The organism is Clostridium sp. (assembly GCF_036781005.1).
Taxonomy (GTDB): domain Bacteria; phylum Bacillota; class Clostridia; order Clostridiales; family Clostridiaceae; genus Clostridium_B.
The window spans coordinates 54,451-71,858 of the sequence record NZ_DAIQBT010000015.1 but is presented as its reverse complement, the minus strand read 5'-3'; the positions used below and the strand labels follow the sequence as shown (position 1 = coordinate 71,858).

The 17,408-nt window shown below is 29.8% G+C and carries 15 protein-coding genes; 12 read left to right on the top strand and 3 right to left on the bottom strand.

The features are described 5' to 3' along the window. Window positions 1–692 precede the first annotated feature (692 nt). Window positions 693–1,400, top strand: a complete 708-nt coding sequence (locus V7Q02_RS08200) for an AMP-binding protein (RefSeq protein ID WP_333860525.1) — start codon at window positions 693–695, stop codon at window positions 1,398–1,400. A gap of 650 nt (window positions 1,401–2,050) precedes the next feature. Here V7Q02_RS08200 and V7Q02_RS08195 read toward each other — a convergent pair. Continuing rightward, complete coding sequence (locus tag V7Q02_RS08195; protein ID WP_333860524.1) at window positions 2,051–2,221, bottom strand: hypothetical protein; 171 nt, start codon at window positions 2,219–2,221, stop codon at window positions 2,051–2,053. 296 nt (window positions 2,222–2,517) lie between these two features. On the opposite strand from V7Q02_RS08195, the gene V7Q02_RS08190 reads away from it, so the two are divergent. The 4 genes from V7Q02_RS08190 to trxA all read left to right on the top strand — a co-directional run bounded on the left by V7Q02_RS08190 (window position 2,518) and on the right by trxA (window position 7,594). Continuing rightward, the gene (locus tag V7Q02_RS08190; RefSeq protein ID WP_333860523.1) at window positions 2,518–3,075 is read left to right on the top strand and encodes a DUF6143 family protein; all 558 of its coding nucleotides are present in this window, start codon (window positions 2,518–2,520) and stop codon (window positions 3,073–3,075) included. A gap of 270 nt (window positions 3,076–3,345) precedes the next feature. Beyond that, window positions 3,346–6,396 carry an ATP-binding protein gene (locus tag V7Q02_RS08185; protein ID WP_333860522.1) on the top strand — a complete coding sequence of 1,017 codons (3,051 nt, stop codon included), beginning with the start codon at window positions 3,346–3,348 and terminating at the stop codon, window positions 6,394–6,396. A 94-nt stretch (window positions 6,397–6,490) separates the two neighbouring features. Then, window positions 6,491–7,135: a 4Fe-4S binding protein gene (locus V7Q02_RS08180; protein ID WP_333860521.1), complete on the top strand. Its 645-nt coding sequence runs from the start codon at window positions 6,491–6,493 to the stop codon at window positions 7,133–7,135. A gap of 144 nt (window positions 7,136–7,279) precedes the next feature. Beyond that, window positions 7,280–7,594 (top strand): thioredoxin, encoded by a 315-nt coding sequence (trxA, locus tag V7Q02_RS08175; protein WP_333860520.1) that lies wholly within the window; start codon window positions 7,280–7,282, stop codon window positions 7,592–7,594. Between the two features lie 84 nt (window positions 7,595–7,678). Here the strand turns inward: trxA and V7Q02_RS08170 are convergent, their stop codons facing one another. Continuing rightward, window positions 7,679–8,674: a YeiH family protein gene (locus V7Q02_RS08170; protein ID WP_333860519.1), complete on the bottom strand. Its 996-nt coding sequence runs from the start codon at window positions 8,672–8,674 to the stop codon at window positions 7,679–7,681. A 108-nt stretch (window positions 8,675–8,782) separates the two neighbouring features. On the opposite strand from V7Q02_RS08170, the gene V7Q02_RS08165 reads away from it, so the two are divergent. Then, the gene (locus V7Q02_RS08165; protein WP_333860518.1) at window positions 8,783–9,661 is read left to right on the top strand and encodes a LysR family transcriptional regulator; all 879 of its coding nucleotides are present in this window, start codon (window positions 8,783–8,785) and stop codon (window positions 9,659–9,661) included. 107 nt (window positions 9,662–9,768) lie between these two features. Here V7Q02_RS08165 and V7Q02_RS08160 read toward each other — a convergent pair whose 3' ends face one another. Continuing rightward, window positions 9,769–10,332: a TlpA family protein disulfide reductase gene (locus V7Q02_RS08160; RefSeq protein WP_333860517.1), complete on the bottom strand. Its 564-nt coding sequence runs from the start codon at window positions 10,330–10,332 to the stop codon at window positions 9,769–9,771. A 216-nt stretch (window positions 10,333–10,548) separates the two neighbouring features. Between V7Q02_RS08160 and V7Q02_RS08155 the strand changes: the two genes are divergently transcribed. From V7Q02_RS08155 to argF, 6 genes are all read left to right on the top strand, one after another. Then, window positions 10,549–11,031 carry an RNA polymerase sigma factor gene (locus tag V7Q02_RS08155; protein ID WP_333860516.1) on the top strand — a complete coding sequence of 161 codons (483 nt, stop codon included), beginning with the start codon at window positions 10,549–10,551 and terminating at the stop codon, window positions 11,029–11,031. Beyond that, window positions 11,024–11,782, top strand: coding sequence for a hypothetical protein (locus V7Q02_RS08150; protein WP_333860515.1), 759 nt, complete (start codon window positions 11,024–11,026; stop codon window positions 11,780–11,782). The genes V7Q02_RS08155 and V7Q02_RS08150 overlap by 8 nt, the downstream gene beginning before the upstream one ends. A gap of 272 nt (window positions 11,783–12,054) precedes the next feature. Next, window positions 12,055–14,214 (top strand): DNA helicase RecQ, encoded by a 2,160-nt coding sequence (gene recQ / locus V7Q02_RS08145; protein WP_333860526.1) that lies wholly within the window; start codon window positions 12,055–12,057, stop codon window positions 14,212–14,214. Further along, complete coding sequence (locus V7Q02_RS08140; protein WP_333860514.1) at window positions 14,211–15,131, top strand: fumarylacetoacetate hydrolase family protein; 921 nt, start codon at window positions 14,211–14,213, stop codon at window positions 15,129–15,131. The genes recQ and V7Q02_RS08140 overlap by 4 nt, the downstream gene beginning before the upstream one ends. Before the next feature lie 441 nt (window positions 15,132–15,572). Beyond that, the gene (locus tag V7Q02_RS08135) at window positions 15,573–16,373 is read left to right on the top strand and encodes an ABC transporter substrate-binding protein (RefSeq protein ID WP_333860513.1); all 801 of its coding nucleotides are present in this window, start codon (window positions 15,573–15,575) and stop codon (window positions 16,371–16,373) included. Between the two features lie 16 nt (window positions 16,374–16,389). Continuing rightward, on the top strand, window positions 16,390–17,400 hold the full coding sequence (gene argF, locus V7Q02_RS08130; protein WP_333860512.1) for an ornithine carbamoyltransferase: 1,011 nt from the start codon (window positions 16,390–16,392) through the stop codon (window positions 17,398–17,400). Window positions 17,401–17,408 lie beyond the last annotated feature (8 nt).

Sequence of the window (17,408 nt, the reverse complement as noted above, 5' to 3'; positions counted from 1 at the left end):
ATAGTCTTTTTTTAATGGGACAGGCACCATTAAGTTTATTTTGAACTACGCCAAATTTACATTTATAAATTAAACACTTGAGCTTATTTATATAGAATATTTATAATAACTCACATTTCGGACCCTAAATAATGGTAAATAAATGTTTTAATATTACAATAAATCCAAGTAATTCTTTCAATTTCATACAAATTATTAAAAATAGTATATTTATAACCATGTCAATATAGGCTAATTTATGAACCCAAACCAATAAAATTAATTTTATATGTTTATTTCCATTGATAATTAAAACATTCGAACCTTAAATTACTATTATTTAACATATTTTATGAAAATCGTTCCGAAATATGAGATAATAAACAAAAAGCACTTAATTTACAAAAATAAAGCTATTCCGCAGTTCATCTTTATTGGTCCATTAAATTATCATAAGATAATATTTCATTTAAGTCAACGTTTAATATTTTTTTACAAATACTATATATTTAGTATATAATAATACAAGAAATGTTAAATAAATACATGAAAATATTCATTATGATACAAAAATAATGAAAAAAGTATTTATTAGTTATTTAAATATGGATTTATGTAATGATTCTACTGCAAAAAGTCAGTAATTGTACCTCCTTTTTTAAAAATACGGTATAATAAGAATGATTAAATCGTTTAATGTGGAGTGATAGAAAATGTTTAGGGAAAACAAAGAACATTTACAGGAAAAACTTTTTACAAGTATTTATTGGATGGACAAAAAAGTAAGAAAGCGTTTAATGAATGGCTGGGCACCTTTATATTATGAACATGTATTTTCAAATATAGATGAAACAATATTTTCTCCACTTTATAATGAAAAGAAATTAACATATAGAGAATTAGATATGCTGTCTGATAAAATTTCTATATTCTTGGAGAAAGAACTTGGAAACAAAGTTGGTAAAGAAGCAATAGTTGCTGTTTACATGAATAAAAGTAATTTATATGTAGCTACAACATTAGCAATATTGAAATTACAGTGTGCTTTTTTGCCTTTAGATATTAAGCTTCCGCTAAAAAGAAAAGAACATATAATAAATGATTGCGAAACGGAAATTTTACTGACTGATAATAGTGCAACTAATTTAAATTTTGGCTCATGTACTAGACTTAGAAATAAAATAAATTTACAGGAACAATTAGACAAAATAGAATATGAAACAGGGAAATTAAAAAAAAGAAAAATTAGCCCTGAAAATTTAGCATATGTTATATATACATCTGGAAGCACAGGAATGCCCAAAGGAACACTTATAGAACATAAGGGATTAGTAAATTTAAAAGAATTATGGCAAAAAAAATTTGGGGTTAGTTCTAAAGATAGTAATAATTTGGGTATTTATAGTATTGGGGTAACATAAAGGGTAACATAAAGGGTAGCCTATGCCTTTTTATACCTATAATATTGTATTATATTCATATATAACCATATAGGGTTGATACAGTATGTATATCAGAGTCAAAATATTATGAGAATTAAAATCACGCAGCATTTTATAAAAGCATTTATTGAAATATTTGGAATATTAACTTGTTATAACCATATATATGTTCATGTGTCAGACTGCTGAAGAGCAACCTGAGCGATTATTGGTGTTCTATGCAGGAACGGATAGGATAAAAACTATCCGTTTTACCCGTTCCTGACAGAACATATGCGATAAACCTCAGGGGTCCGGGGACAGAGTCCCTGGTGGGTGCTATGCTCCTTTGTTTAATATTTCGCTGAATAAGATATTAAGCTGATTTACAACCATATCTCAATTTTCATAAACATAATTTCTTAAAATTTCTTTAGAAATATTCGACATAAAAAACCACTCCTTCATGTAAATAATTGTAAATTTATCATCTGAAATTATTGTCTTGAAAGAGTGTTTTTTATTTACTTTACACAAAGTTTTTTAAAGGCTATCATGTTTTTTGTTTATATTTATATAATAAAACATTTTGATGGGATTTTTTATATCTATAACTCTTTTCTATTTTCGAACTCAGGTTAAATTAATTCTTATTTATTATGAGATAATTTTGATCTTTTTGTATATTTTTTCCCATTTGCATGGGAACCTATTTTTTTACCCTGTTCAATACCTATCTCTGCACCCATTTCAGAATACATTTTTCTTTTTTCAGCATTGGATTTTGGTCTGTCTTTTACTCTGTTTTTATTGTTATCCATAGTATTTCCTCCTGTAAAATTAATAAATTACATGTATATCAAGTGATTCTTAGATTCAGGTGAAGTCTGCTATAGAGGAATGCTCTTCTCCACCTGAACTTTAGTAACAGTATTCTTAGTGTCTTTAGCACTTAGAACACTTTATTCCTTTAGGGAAGAACTTATATATTATAGTATTTACTTAAGTCTAGTATTTTACTCAATGAACCTTTCAACATTTATTGAATATTATATAATTGAAGACAAGCTTATAGGCAAAAAATATTATGGGAAAGTAATTTCAGGAGGTATGATTTATGTTAATGGAAAACAATAACTATATAATAGATAGAAAAAATATTCCACAAGAAGTAGTTAGTATTCCAGTTTCTTTGTCTAAATCAATGCAGAGGAAGTATTTTGTAGGTCAAACAGAAGGTTTGTGGGTAGGCAGTAAATCAAATGCTTGGGCTGGCTTAGTAAATCCACATAATTCCGGTGTTGATTTATATGCAAATGTATTTACTATTTCAAATTTTTCTGATAATTATTTAACTGCTGAAATATGGCTTAATAGTAGTTTCCCTGAGAAAGGAAATGTATCCAAGAGAGTTTCTCCCAGTAATACTGCCTCAAGGCTACCTTCAAAAAATGAGGTGAATATTAGATTTATAAAATCTTCTACCAAGGTACCCGAAAATGGAGTCAATGTATATAAAAGAATAGTACCACCTAAGGCTACATTGGTAGCTGAAGAAGATGGGAAGTTTATAGAATCTCCAGGTGGAAGTTATGTTATAATTATAAAATCATCAACTTCAAAACTTAGTGACATAATAGTTGCATTTGGATGGTGGGAAAAATTAAGGTGTTAAAAAGAAAATTATATAGATTATAATATGTTGTAAAGATTTTTCAATTTAAAAACATGTAAGACAGGGTGTATTTCCTGTCTTTTTATATTATGCTTAGAAATTTAAAATCTAATAGGATTTATATGTATAAATTTAGAATGGTAATATAAGATATTAAAATATTTTAACATGTATTTTACATTACTATGCTTTAAATATGACATTACTATGCTACATTCGTATTAAATACCAATAGACCTGTGAATCATTTTATAGGGAGGAAAAGTTCAAATGTCATCTTTTAGAGTATTACATTTATCGGATATTCATATAGGAAAAACTTATATCAAATCTGAAGAAATAGCTTATAAGATTGTTTATGACATAATCCATAATGGATTATGTAACATTAGAAGTGTGGTTGTAACAGGAGATATTTTTGACGGACAAGTACAATTTGATGAAAGTTTAATTGATGAAGCTGTAAATTTTTTTCATATTTTACTAGAACAAATCAATCTTAATCAAGAAGAATATGATTTAACAAAAGATGATTTTATATTCATACCTGGCAATCATGATTTAATCAGAGTAGATGATTATGAATTAAGATGGAGTAAATATAATGGTTTTCTTAAAGGATTTTATACTGATATACCCAGGTGTTACAATACGAAAAATTATTCCGTATTGAGATCCTATGGAAAAGAAAAAATGGTTTTTATTGGATTTAACTCCTGCCAAATTGAAAAGAAAAAGATTTTTGATAAAACATATCTAAATATGATAGATAAAAATGTTAAGACAGAAACATTAAAAAAGCAGGGGATTGATAAGAAACAATTAATTGAACTCCTAGAAGGCGAAGTGGCAAATGAGTATGATGATTATGGAAAAGTATCTATGGCACAAATAGCAGATATTGAGAGACAGATTAGAAAATTAAATGGGTATAATGTAGTTGCCCTGCTTCATCATCATTTCTATCTTTTCCCAGAGGTGGCACAAAAATATGGAGATTCAAGTCTGGTCAGAAACTATACTGCTCTTATTCAACATTTAAAATATATGAATGTGAAAACTGTTTTGCATGGACATAAACATTTTGATTTAGAGCGTCCTTTTATTACAGATGATTATTATGAAACTACAGAAAGTATTATTGATGTGTTTGCAGGAGGCTCTGTGGACACAGACAGAAAAGATAGGCATACCTTTAGTATAATTGATTTTTATAGCCAAAGAGAGGATATAAAATTAATCCAGTATAAATTTATTTACAACGGAGAATCATTGGAGCCTATTTGTAAAAAGCAGATTCCTTCAAAGAATATATCAGGTAGAGTGGTTAAAATTTTGGAAATCTTAAAATCTATAAATTATGATGCTTATGTTAATTATATGACCTCTCTTGAAAAGCTGTTTAAAATCTATAAAACCTGCAGGGAAATAATAAATTGGATAAGTGAGGCACTAACAGGATTTTGTGAGGTTTATAAATATTTGGACAGGGACTACAGGAATATTATGTTTTTACTATATGCTGTTAGTTATAGGACATTGAGTTATAAAAGCAGCATAGAAAAGGATGAACAATATTTAGAGTATGCTTCCTGTATATTAGAAGAGATGTTTGATAATCTTTTAATGTGTTCTGATTTTCATATTAGTACCGCAGATTTTAATTCCCTGTTTAAGATAAAAAATTTGAGGCAATTAGAAAATAAATGCAGTTATTTATTAAATAAAAATACAGGTAAAATTACCAGACAGTATATGGCTTTTAGTATGATTGGCGTATTTTTTTCAGATTTATATTTAGTTTTTACAGAATATGCAGATGATTTTTATAATGAAAATATCAAGTATAAAGCAAATATTAATATGAAAAAAAACAAATTTCATGAAAATGTTCCTGCAGCGAGAATATCTATTGAATCCAATGCTGACAGAAGAAGTGCTTATATAAGATTTTTGTGCAATGAGGCCACAGTCTATAAAATTGCAGTTTTATTTGCTAAAGAATTTGATTTAATATTGGATAGATTTCAACTTTATTTTAAGTTAATAGGATTCAAAATGTATTATTTGATTCCAAAGATAGATAGAAATAATTTTAAACATGTACTTGATAGTTATAATTTTGAAGCCTATATTCCAACTTTGCTGCCTTTAGTAACAGGAGATAATATATATTCTTCAAAGGAGACATTTGCAAGAGAGGTGATTCAAAACTCCGTAGATGCCACGGCAGTTAGGGAAGCTAGAGGAGAAAGTGATCTTATAAAATCAATTAATATTGAGATTGGAAAAGATGAAAACAATAATTTGTATTTTAAAATTAAAGACAATGGAACAGGCATGGACAGATATAAAATTGAGAGGTATTTTACCAATATAGGGAGGAGTTACTATTCAGATGATGAGTATAGGAATTTAAATATTAGTTATCAGCCTATCAGCAATTTTGGAATAGGTTTTTTGTCTTCATTTATGGTGTGCAAAGAAATAGAGGTAAAAACCAAATATTTTTTACCTGACAGTAAAGGGTTAAAAATCCATATACCTAATTATGAGGGATGTTTTTTTATTGAAGAGGAAGAAAATGTGGATGTAGGTACAGAAATAAAATTATATTTAAATAAGGATGTGCATATAGATAATATAATAGAATATATAAAAAGAGTAATGTTAGATGTTAAATACCCTATTACTATAAATTATAAAGATGAAAATAAAAAACAACTCATTGAAATACCCTCTCATTGTATTAGAAAAGATAAGGAAGCTGAAAATTTTCAGTTTTTTATTCCCTTTAAAGAAAATGGGAAGGTTTTAAATATAAATTGGGAAGAGGAAGTGCTTTCAAAAAAATTCATTGATAAATATGAATATGGATTGTTAATAAAATCTAAGGACAATAGTTTTAGTGATAATTATGATGAAGTAATATTAAATGCAGGGATTTGGGTAGAGAAGGCATCCTTAGAGGAGTTATTTCATAGTAGACTCAATTTTTACAGAGCTGTATATAATAGCATATTTATAAACTTTCCTTCAAATTGGATACAAATTGATGTTTCCAGGGAAAAATTGAAAGGCTTTTCTGATATGATGAAGGGAATTAATTCTAAGTATACTGAGGCTTTTATTGGAGTTCAAATTGCCGAAGTCATATATAATCAAGTGATGTGTTTTTTAAGGTACAGCAGGGAAAATTCAATTAATATTTCTTTACCCTGGCTGAATGAAGTTATTCAGTATGCCTTATGTTTTTGTGAAAATAGAAATTCTAGTATTTATAAAAATTTATTGGGTTTAAAATCGATTCAAATAAAGTAATATTACAATATATTTATATATTGTAATATTAGGATATTATGATATAATAATATGAGAGTATTTAAATTATAAATTTGAAGGGAGTTTATCAGATATGTTTTTAAATTTTTGGAAAAAGTATTCTTTTATATTATTAATAGTTTTTATTTTATTAGGATTGTTTGATTTAAGGTTTGCAGTAGTAGCAATTCTTTGTATGGTTCTGCCTGTAATTATATCTGTATTTAGGGGAAGGTTCTGGTGTGGAAATTTATGTCCCCGGGGAAATTTTTATGATAATATAGTTTCTAAATTCAGTAACAAAAGAAAAGTGCCTAAGTTTTTAAAATCCCCTTACTTTAGATTGGCAGTGGTAGTATTTATGCTGTCCATGTTTACTTTTGGAATCAAGAAAAATTGGGGGGATTTTTACGGTGTAGGTATGGTGTTTTATAGAATAATAGTCATAACTACCATACTGGGAATAGTATTATCTTTATTTTATAATCACAGAACCTGGTGTCATTTCTGTCCTATGGGAAGTATAGCAGCTTTTATATCATGGCTTAGAAAAAATAAAAGGATACTTCAGGTATCACAAAGTTGTGTATCCTGTAAAGTATGTGAAAAAAAATGTCCTCTTGGAATAGTTCCTTATAAGTATAAAGGCAGTCCATTAAATCATTTTGATTGTATACAGTGTGGAAAGTGTGCCGAGGCATGTCCTAAAAAGGCAATAGGATATGAGAAGTCTGTTTAGAAATTTTGGATATTAAAGAAAAAACAGAAAAAAACTATTGATTTTTATATCGTAATATCGTAATATATAAATATAAAGATTATGCAAAATAATTTTAATATGTGAAACACTATAATTAAATTATAAATAAGGAGGATTTTAATTATGGCTAAAGTAATAAATAGCAGTGAATTTGAAGGGAATGTTTTAAATAGCAGCGAACCGGTATTGGTAGATTTTTTTGCAACTTGGTGTGGGCCATGCAAGATGGTTGCTCCGGTTATTGATGAGTTAAGTGAAGAGTTTAAAGGAAAGGTAAAAATGTTCAAGGTGGATATAGATAGAAGTGCTGAATTGGCACAGAGATATGGAATTCAAGGAGTACCTACACTTATGATTTTTAAAGATGGAAAAACAGTGGATAAGATAGTAGGCTTTCAACCTAAAGAAATACTAAAGTCCAAATTACAGAAGTATTAAAATTTAATTAGTAAATATACATTTTTAGATTCAGATGGGATTTTGTGTAAAGAAACATTTTTCTCCATCTGAATCTTTTTGTCTTTAAAAAATTCCCATTATAAAATGCTGCACTCCAAGTGAGGTAAAGGATAGAACTATCCAGCATATAAAACCCAGTAAAATTGGTTTTACAGCATTTTTGCAAAGTTCTACAATATTGGTGTTTAGTCCTACACATACCATTGCCATCACAATTACAAATTTTCCAGTCTGTGATAAAAATTTAGTTACTTCAGATGGAAATGGTATAAAGGTATTCACTATTGAGGCAGCTATAAAGCCTAGTACAAACCAGGGGAATATTTTAATTATATTGTAGGATCCTTTTTTGTTTTCGCTTCCATTTTTTGAGGCATAAATGGCCAAAAATAAAGTAATTGGAACAATTGCAAGAGTTCTTGTGAGTTTTACTATAACTGCCAGATTACCGGCTGCATTGCTGTAAGAGTAGCCAGCTGCTACCACAGAGGAGGTATCATTAACTGCAGTACCACTCCATAGGCCAAAACATTCATTGCTCATATTGAATAGATGTCCAAGCATAGGAAATAAAAAAGCAGCAATAGCATTAAATAGAAATATAGTTGATATGGAATGGGCAACTTCCTGTTCATTTGCATTTATCACGGGAGCTGTGGCTGCAATGGCAGAACCGCCGCATATAGAAGAACCCACACCAATGAGTGTTGCTGTGTTATTATTTATTTTTAATAATTTACCTATGATATAAGCGGTAATAAGTGATGCCGAAAGAGTAAAAATCATCAAAACCATCGTTTGTTTGCCCACTTTGAAAACATTGAAGAGATTCATGCCAAATCCCATAAGTATAATAGAATATTGAAGTAATTTTTTTGAAGTATATGTTATACCTTCATTGAGATAGCTTGGCCTTTTCCAAAATGCCAGGATCATTCCAAATAAAATTCCCAGTACAGGACTGCCTATAATTGGGAATATATTTCCAATTACCCATGCAGGAATTGCTATAATAAGTGCAAATATAATTCCATATGATTTGTTAATTATTTTTTTCATAATGTTTTCCTCCTGTCTAACTTACATAATATACCTTGATATTATGTAAGTAAAATATTATTATATTATAATAGTAATAAGTAAATGGTAATATATAAGGAGAATATTATGACTTTAAGACATTTTAATATATTTGTTGCAGTGTGTGATAAGATGAATATGACTAAAGCGGCAGAGGGACTTTTTATATCCCAGTCCGCAGTTAGCCAGGCGATTTCTGAGCTTGAAGCGCACTATGGGGTAAGACTTTTTGAGAGGCTTTCAAGAAAGCTTTATATAACTTTAGCAGGAGAAAAACTGTTAAGTTATGCTAGATATATTATAAAATTGAATATGGAATTAGAAAGTGATATGAAGACTTTAAGTGAAAAAGGATCTATTCGTATTGGGGCAAGTGTTACTATTGGAGCTTATATATTGCCTAAACTCATTTCAAAATTTGAAAAAGTAAATTCTGGAACTGATATAAAGGTATATGAGGAAAATACTGAAAAAGTTGAAAAAATGCTTCTTCAGGATAAAATTGATATGGCTCTTGTAGAGGGAGAGACAAACCATACAGATATTATAAACAGGCCATTTATGGAGGACGAATTGGTACTTGTATGTGGAAATAACCACAGATTTGCAAAACTTGAGTATGTTGAGCCCTATGAGATGGAAAAAGAAAAGTTTATTATTCGTGAAAAGGGAAGCGGAACCCGTAAGACCTTTGAAGACAAAATGAGGGAAAATTACCTGACCTGGCAAATTTCCTGGACATGTAACAATACAGATACTATAAAAATTGCAGTTGCAGAAGGATTGGGAGTATCGGTTATTTCAAGATGTTCAGTAACAGATGAAATAGCGCTTGGAACACTTTGTGAAATACCTGTTAAAGGAATTAAATTTAAAAGGCAATTTAAAATTATATATCACAAAAATAAGTATTTAACAGAGACAATGAAGTATTTTATAGAATTTATATTATGTATGGGATTTTAATTTTTTATTGATACCTTTACTAAAAAACCCTTAATATAGCCATTAGTGATTATAAAAGTTATAAGTAGAATAATTCTAAATTTATGCCTCATATATACATGTCTTGTTTATTGAAGATACTTTTCAATTATATTTTTATATTCTTCTTTAGTTCTTGAGCCTGTGACAGTTTCCAGTATTTCACCATTGCTGTTTACAAATACTGAGGTGGGAACCACATCCGTTTTTGACACAAAATCATTTTGAAACTTTTCATCTGGTATTAAATTTACAAAGGTTACATTTAATTTCTTTAATATGTCAAGTGCATCTTCTTTGTTCATTTCACCGTCAGACACAACCCCTATTAGATTGAAACCTTTTGCAGTATATTCATCATATAGTTTCTGGAGTAGGGGCATTTCTTCTACACAGGGAGAACAGAAAGTTCCCCATATATTTATCATGGTAACCTTTTTGTCTTTTAATATTTTTTCTGTAACATCATTGTTATTTATGTCCTTCACTTTAAAGCTGGGGATTGTATTTAAATCTCCCAAAGCAGCCTTTTTAACTTCTGCAGTTTTAGTTTCAGTACTATTTTTACCAGATGTACCGTTATTTTTTGAATTACAAGCTGTAAAGCTGAAACCTATAGCTAATATTATTATGGTAATGATTATCTTTTTCATTATAAGTATTACCTCCATAGAAATATAATTGGGATACTTTTCATAAATAACATATAAAATTTAACTATAGGGTAATTATATCATATTTAAAAAATAAAAAATTTAATTTTAGGCAAATAAGTTAAAATTAAATGAACCATTTAGCAGATATATCTATCTAATTAGTGTAAGGCAAAAAGTAGTACTACAATTTGCAAAGAAAGGTAGGAAAGTCAATTGAATAAAGATACATTTATAGACAATGTTCTTGAAGTTCGTTCCACTTTATATCATGTATCTAAATCAATTTTGACTTGTGATCAAGATTGTGAGGATGCCGTTCAGGGAGCAATTTTAAAGGCCTATGACAAATTAGATACATTAAAGAAAGAGCAGTATTTTAAAACATGGCTGATTAGAATACTTATAAATGAGTGTTATAGTTTAAATCGTAAAAAGTATTCACAGGTATCCTATGAAGAATACTTTCAATTTGTCGGGGAGGATGATAAAGAAGATTATAGTGAGTTATATTTGGCTATTTTAAATTTACCGGAGCGCATTCGTATTACAATTGTTCTCTATTATGCAGAAGGATATTCAGTAGAAGAAGTTAAACAGATTTTAAAAATACCTGCAGGAACTGTAAAAAGCAGATTGTCAAAAGGACGAAAATTATTAAAAATAAAGTTAGAGCATATGGAGGCAACTTATGAATAATTATAATTGGAATAATGCCTTTCCAGATACACCTGAAAGTTTTAAAAATAAGGTAGAGATAACATTAAATAGTCTGCCAGATGAAAAGGAGAATGATAAAATGATAAATAAAAAAGTGTCAATTAGGAAAAAAATTATTGTTGCATTAGCAGCTGCTATGATATTAGGAACAACAGCATTTGCTGCAGGGAAAGTATTTTTTATAAATTCACAGGGAAGTAATATACCAACCTATACTACTATGCCTACAGTAAAACAAGTAAATGATGATTTAGGGTTTAATCCTAAATTAGTTAAGGAATTTGATAATGGATACACTTTTGCAAGTGGATATACTGTAAATAATGAAGGAACTGATGAGAAAGGTAATTCAGTAGCAAAGACAAAATCACTTGATTTTACTTATACAAAAGGTAATGATAAATTAAGTCTTTCTATGGAAAATGGAAGATTAGGTGAAAGATCAAAGAAAGAGACTGTTATTGCTACTTTTAACGGTGTAGATTTATATTATTATTTCTATGCTAATAAACTTGTACCAGCAGACTATAAATTAACAGAACAGGATAAACAGGATGAATCTTCTGGTAAATATGTATTTAGCTATGGATCTGACAAGGTAGAAATATCTCAAGTTCAGTGTCTAAATTGGATGCAAGATGGAATTTACTATTCCTTATTGGCAATTGATTCTAATATGTCAAAAGATGAATTGGCTAAAATGGCACAGCAGGTGGTAAATACAAAATAGAAGATAATTTCCATATAGATTTAGAGTTTTAAATCAATTTAATATTTGTAATTTTTAAATTTATACATATCAAAAATCATAATTATTTGATATGTATAAATTTTTTTATTTTTGACGGCGAGAAGAAGTTATTCAGAGGTGCAGCAATGTTTATCACCCGCTTTAAAGGAAATAAGGGTGTTAGAAATGACAGCCTTGGGATAAATTTAAAACATGTAAAACTATATATGCTATAATATATAAAAATAAATTTTAATATAGAGGTGAGTATAGTGGTTGGTAGTGCTGAAGAAGTTTTACATAAATATTATGGCTATGAAACTTTTAAAAAGCATCAGAAGGAAGTAATTGAAAGCATATTAAGTGGAAGAGATACCCTTGCCGTTATGCCTACAGGCGGAGGAAAATCCATTTGTTATCAAATACCTGCCCTGCTTTTCAACGGGGTTACTATTGTCATATCTCCTTTAATTTCTCTTATGAAAGACCAGGTGGACAATATAAGTGAATTGGGTATAAAGGCATCTTATATAAATAGTTCTATTTCCCAGCAGGAAATTCTAAGCATATTTTCGGATTTAAGGGATGGAAAAGTAAAAATATTATATGTAGCACCAGAGAGGTTGGATTCTTCAGAATTTTATCAGCTTATGAAAAATGTAGAAGTTTCACAGGTGGCGGTGGATGAAGCACATTGTGTATCCCAGTGGGGACATGATTTTAGAGTAAGCTACACCCATATAAGCAAATTTATAGAAAATTTCCCCGAAAGACCGGTGGTTACAGCATTTACTGCCACAGCCACTGAAGAAGTGAGAGAAGATATTATAAAACAGATAAAATTGAAAAAAGAAGCTGTTTTTATATCAGGATTTGACAGAGAAAATTTAAAAATTTCCTGTCTTAAGACTGGAAATAAATTTCAATATTTACTGAATTATATTAAAACAAATGAGACACAATCTGGAATAATATATGCATCTACCAGAAAAGAAGTAGATAGATTATATGAAAAACTTAAGGCAAATGGTCTTTCTGTTACGAGATATCATGCAGGATTACCAGATAGGGACAGAAAAATAAATCAGGAAGATTTTGTATATGACAAGATAAATATAATAGTAGCTACCAATGCTTTTGGAATGGGTATTGACAAGTCAAATGTAAGGTATGTAATTCACTACAATATGCCGCAAAATATAGAAAGTTATTATCAGGAAATAGGCAGGGCGGGCCGTGATGGAGAATCCAGTGAATGTATACTTATGTTTTCTCCCCAGGATGTAATCACCCAGAAATATTTAATAGAAACAAGTATACAATCCCCGGAAAGAAGAATAAATGAATATAAAAAGCTTCAGCATATGATAGATTTTGTGCATTACAATGGTTGTCTTAGAAAATTCATATTAAATTATTTTGGAGAGGAGGTAAACTATAATCAGTGTGATAATTGCGGTAATTGTATAAATTCTGGGGAATATGTAGATAAAACTGTAGATGCACAAAAGGTTATTTCCTGTATATATAGGATGAAAAGGGAATTTGGAGTAAATATGATAGTGGACGTTTTAAGGGGATCCTCACAAAAAAAAGTACTCCATTATGGATTTGATAAGCTGTCCACTTATGGCATAATGAGAGATTATTCAAAAGAAGAGTTATCAAATTTTATAAATACCATTATAGCCCATAAATATATAACTTTAAAAGAAGGAGAATATCCTACTGTAGTGTTAAATGCTGAGTCCATAAAAGTTTTGAAAGGTGAAAAAAAAGTAGTTTTGAAAGAATCAGTTAAAGCAAATAAAATTAATGTGAATAATGATTTATTTGAAATGCTTAGGAACTTAAGAAGGGAAATAGCCTCAGAAGAATCTATTCCACCCTATATGGTATTTTCAGATGCAACTTTAAAGGAACTGAGTATAAGGTATCCAGTAGACTCAAATCAAATGCTTAATATATCAGGAGTAGGGGATTTAAAATTAAAAAAATATGGCGAAAAATTTTTAAATATTATAAAGAAATATGTAGAGGAAAATAAAATTGAGCCTGACTGGTGGTTTAAAATTGGTACTGCCAGTAAAACTGAAAGAAAAAGTGATAAACCCAAGACTCATCATATAACAATTAATATGCTTAAAGATAATATGGGCATAAGAGAAATAGCTAAAAAAAGACAGCTTGCCTTATCTACAATACTTACCCATATTACAAAATATTTTGAAGAAGAAAATGTTATGGATATAAATATAAAATTTGAAGAGTTGTTTAGCTGTCTGGAGGAAAAGAAGGTTTTAAAGGCTATAGATAAAGTGGGTATATCCAAGTTAAAGCCTATAAAAGATTTGGTTCCAGATAGTATAGATTATGATAAAATAAGAGCTATTATAATAAAAAACTATATATTAAAAGAGGTGGCAAAATGAAATTCATAACTTATGATTATAAGGGAGAAGAAAAAATAGGAGTGTTAGAAGATAAAGGTATTTTGGATTTTGAAAGCATATTTTATAAAATAGGGGAGGAAAATCCGCTTAAGGATATGGTGAGTCTTATAAAATATCTAGATGAGGATAAATTGAATGAAATAGAAAAAGTTTTAAAAAATAATTCTTTACAGGGTTTATCTTCAGATATGGTTAAGTTAAAAGCACCTATACCTTATCCAAAGAGAAACGTATTTTGTCTTGGAAAAAATTATGAGGAGCATGCAAGAGAGATAAAGTTAACCAGAATAACAGGCAATGAAATACCAAAGGTGCCTATATATTTTACCAAGGTTGCATCACCGGCTATAGGCAGTGGAGATTCTATAGAATTTTCCAGTGAAGTTACCAGGCAGGTAGATTATGAAGTGGAACTTGGGGTGATAATAGGAAAGGATGGAAAGAATATAAAAAAAGAGGAAGCAGAAGATTATATATTTGGATATACCATAATAAACGACGTATCAGCAAGGGATCTTCAAGGAAGTCATATTCAATGGTTTAAAGGAAAGAGTCTTGATACTTTTTGTCCTATGGGACCTTGTATAGTACATAAAAATGAAGTACCTTTTCCTGTAAATCTAGACATAAAGTGTTTTGTAAATGGAGAGCTGAGACAGAACTCAAATACCAAAAACTTGATTTTTGATATACCCTATATAATAAGTGACTTATCTAAAGGACTGACCTTAAAAGCAGGAGATATTATAGCAACAGGTACACCAAGCGGTGTAGGAATGGGCTTTAATCCCATTAAGGTATTAAAAGCAGGAGATAGTATAGAATGTCATATGGAGAAAATAGGAAATCTGGTGAATAATGTAGTAGTGCTTTCTCATAAATCAAGTGATTCTTAGGTTCAGGTGGAGTTTGCTATAGAGAAATACTTTTCTTCATCTGAACCTTAGAGGAACTTATCCAGGGGCGTAGCAGTGCTTATCTCCCACTTTAAAGAAGATGGAAGTATTAGCAATGGTAGTCTTCGGATAAATATTCATCAATTAAAGTTGTACATATTGTAAAAAAGCATATTTTATGGTATATAATTCAATTTAAATGAATGTATATGTATAAATATAAGCTGTAATAGAGGATATATAATTATAAAAAAAGTTCAATTAAAAGTTCAATTATAAATAAAAAATTTTAAAATTATATTGAATTATTATTAGTATATATGTATAATTATAAGGTGTATTAAGCAATTGAGTTGTACAAGGCTAAAGTGTATTTAACCGTGAAATGAAGACTCTTTAAGAAAAGACAAAATGTGATTATTTAAATTTGGGGGACTGATAATGAAGAAAATAACTGCAATTATAATTACTGTTATATTTAGTGCAATATTATTCACAGGCTGTGGAGGTGGCACTAAAAAGGATACAAGTTCTAATCTACTGGAAAGCATAAAAAAATCAGGAAAAATTGTTATAGGAACTGAAGAAGGATATCCTCCTATGGAATTCAGGGATTCAAGCGGTCAGCTGGTGGGATTTGACGTGGATTTTTCCAATGAAGTTGCAAAGAGACTTGGAGTAAAAGCGGAGTTTTTGGTTATGGATTTCAATGGAATCATACTAGCTCTTAATTCCAAAAAATTTGATGCAGCCGTTGCTTCTATAAGTATAACCGATGAGAGAAAAAAGACCACTGATTTTTCTACACCCTATGTGGTAGGAGGACAGGTTATTACGGTTAAAAATGAAAGAGAAGATATAAAGGGAGTAGATGATTTAAAGGGAAAAGTTATAGCTTGTGAGCTTGGAACCACTGGAGAAAATGTGGCAAATGGTATAACTGGAGTTAAGGAGTTAAAAAAGTATGACAAGATAACAGAAGCTTTTCAGGATATGTCAATAGGAAGAGTGGATGCTACCATAATAGATCAGCAGGTAGGCGGATATTATATTCAGAAGAAAAAGGGCGAATTTAAAATGCTGGAAACTGTATTGAGTAAAGAGCCTATGGGAATAGCTTATAGAAAGGGAGATGATTCCCTTAAAAAAGAAATAGATAAGATAATTACAGATATGAAGAAGGATGGAACACTATCCAAGCTTTCTACAAAATGGTTTGGATTTGACGTCTATAAAGATTAACTTAGGAGGAGATATTTTGAACAACTTATATGGTAGGAGTTTTTTGACTTTGAAGGACTTTATGCCAGAAGAAATAGAATACCTGCTTAAACTTTCTAAAAAGTTAAAAGAAGAAAAATACAGTGGAAAAGAAAAGAAAAGACTGCTGGGAAAAAATATTGCACTAATATTTGAAAAAGATTCTCTAAGGACCAGATGTTCCTTTCAGGTTGGAGCCTATGATCAGGGTGCAAATGTAACCTATATAGGTTCTACGGGAAGCCACATAGGTAAAAAAGAGTCCATAAAGGATACTGCAAGAGTAATGGGAAGAATGTTTCATGGAGTGGAGTACAGAGGATTTTCTCAAAAAGATATGGAAGTATTTTCGAAATACTCAGGAATACCCCTTTGGAATGGGTTATCAGATGAGGATCACCCTACTCAGGTTTTAGCAGATTTTTTAACTATACAGGAAAATGTAGATAAACCTTTAAAAGATGTAAATTTTGTCTATATTGGCGATGGAAGAAATAATATGGCAAAGGCTCTCATGATAGGGGCCTCGAAAATGGGAATGAATTTTAAGATAGTAACTCCTAAAGAACTTTTTCCAGAAGGTGAACTGGTAAAAGAATGTGAAAGCATGGCCAAGGAAAATGGGGGATATGTGTTAATCAGTGAAGATATATATGAAAGTGTAAAAGGGGCAGACATTATATATACAGATGTGTGGCTTTCCATGGGAGAGGAAAAATCACTCTGGAAGAAAAGAATAGAAACCCTAATGCCTTATCAGGTAAATAGGAAGTTAATTGAAGCATGCCAGAACAAAAAAGTTAAGTTCATGCACTGTCTTCCAGCTTTTCATAATAGAGAAACTGAAGTTTCCGAGGAAATATATAAAGAATTTGGGTATGAAGCCCTGGAAGTTACAGAGGATGTATTTGAACATGAAGAAATTTCTATAGTATTTGAAGAAGCAGAGAACAGATTACATACTATAAAAGCGGTTATGGTAGCAACTTTGAGCTCAGGAAATATTTGAAAAGAGGT

Bases quoted from the DNA above. Each gene is read 5' to 3' on its own strand.
- V7Q02_RS08185 (WP_333860522.1), top strand. From the start codon at position 3,346: ATGTCATCTTTTAGAGTATTACATTTATCGGATATTCATATAGGAAAA.
- V7Q02_RS08180 (WP_333860521.1), top strand. From the start codon at position 6,491: ATGTTTTTAAATTTTTGGAAAAAGTATTCTTTTATATTATTAATAGTT.
- trxA (WP_333860520.1), top strand. From the start codon at position 7,280: ATGGCTAAAGTAATAAATAGCAGTGAATTTGAAGGGAATGTTTTAAAT.
- V7Q02_RS08200 (WP_333860525.1), top strand. From the start codon at position 693: ATGTTTAGGGAAAACAAAGAACATTTACAGGAAAAACTTTTTACAAGT.
- V7Q02_RS08160 (WP_333860517.1), bottom strand. From the start codon at position 10,332: ATGAAAAAGATAATCATTACCATAATAATATTAGCTATAGGTTTCAGC.
- V7Q02_RS08170 (WP_333860519.1), bottom strand. From the start codon at position 8,674: ATGAAAAAAATAATTAACAAATCATATGGAATTATATTTGCACTTATT.
- V7Q02_RS08165 (WP_333860518.1), top strand. From the start codon at position 8,783: ATGACTTTAAGACATTTTAATATATTTGTTGCAGTGTGTGATAAGATG.
- V7Q02_RS08140 (WP_333860514.1), top strand. From the start codon at position 14,211: ATGAAATTCATAACTTATGATTATAAGGGAGAAGAAAAAATAGGAGTG.
- V7Q02_RS08190 (WP_333860523.1), top strand. From the start codon at position 2,518: ATGTTAATGGAAAACAATAACTATATAATAGATAGAAAAAATATTCCA.
- V7Q02_RS08135 (WP_333860513.1), top strand. From the start codon at position 15,573: ATGAAGAAAATAACTGCAATTATAATTACTGTTATATTTAGTGCAATA.
- V7Q02_RS08195 (WP_333860524.1), bottom strand. From the start codon at position 2,221: ATGGATAACAATAAAAACAGAGTAAAAGACAGACCAAAATCCAATGCT.
- V7Q02_RS08150 (WP_333860515.1), top strand. From the start codon at position 11,024: ATGAATAATTATAATTGGAATAATGCCTTTCCAGATACACCTGAAAGT.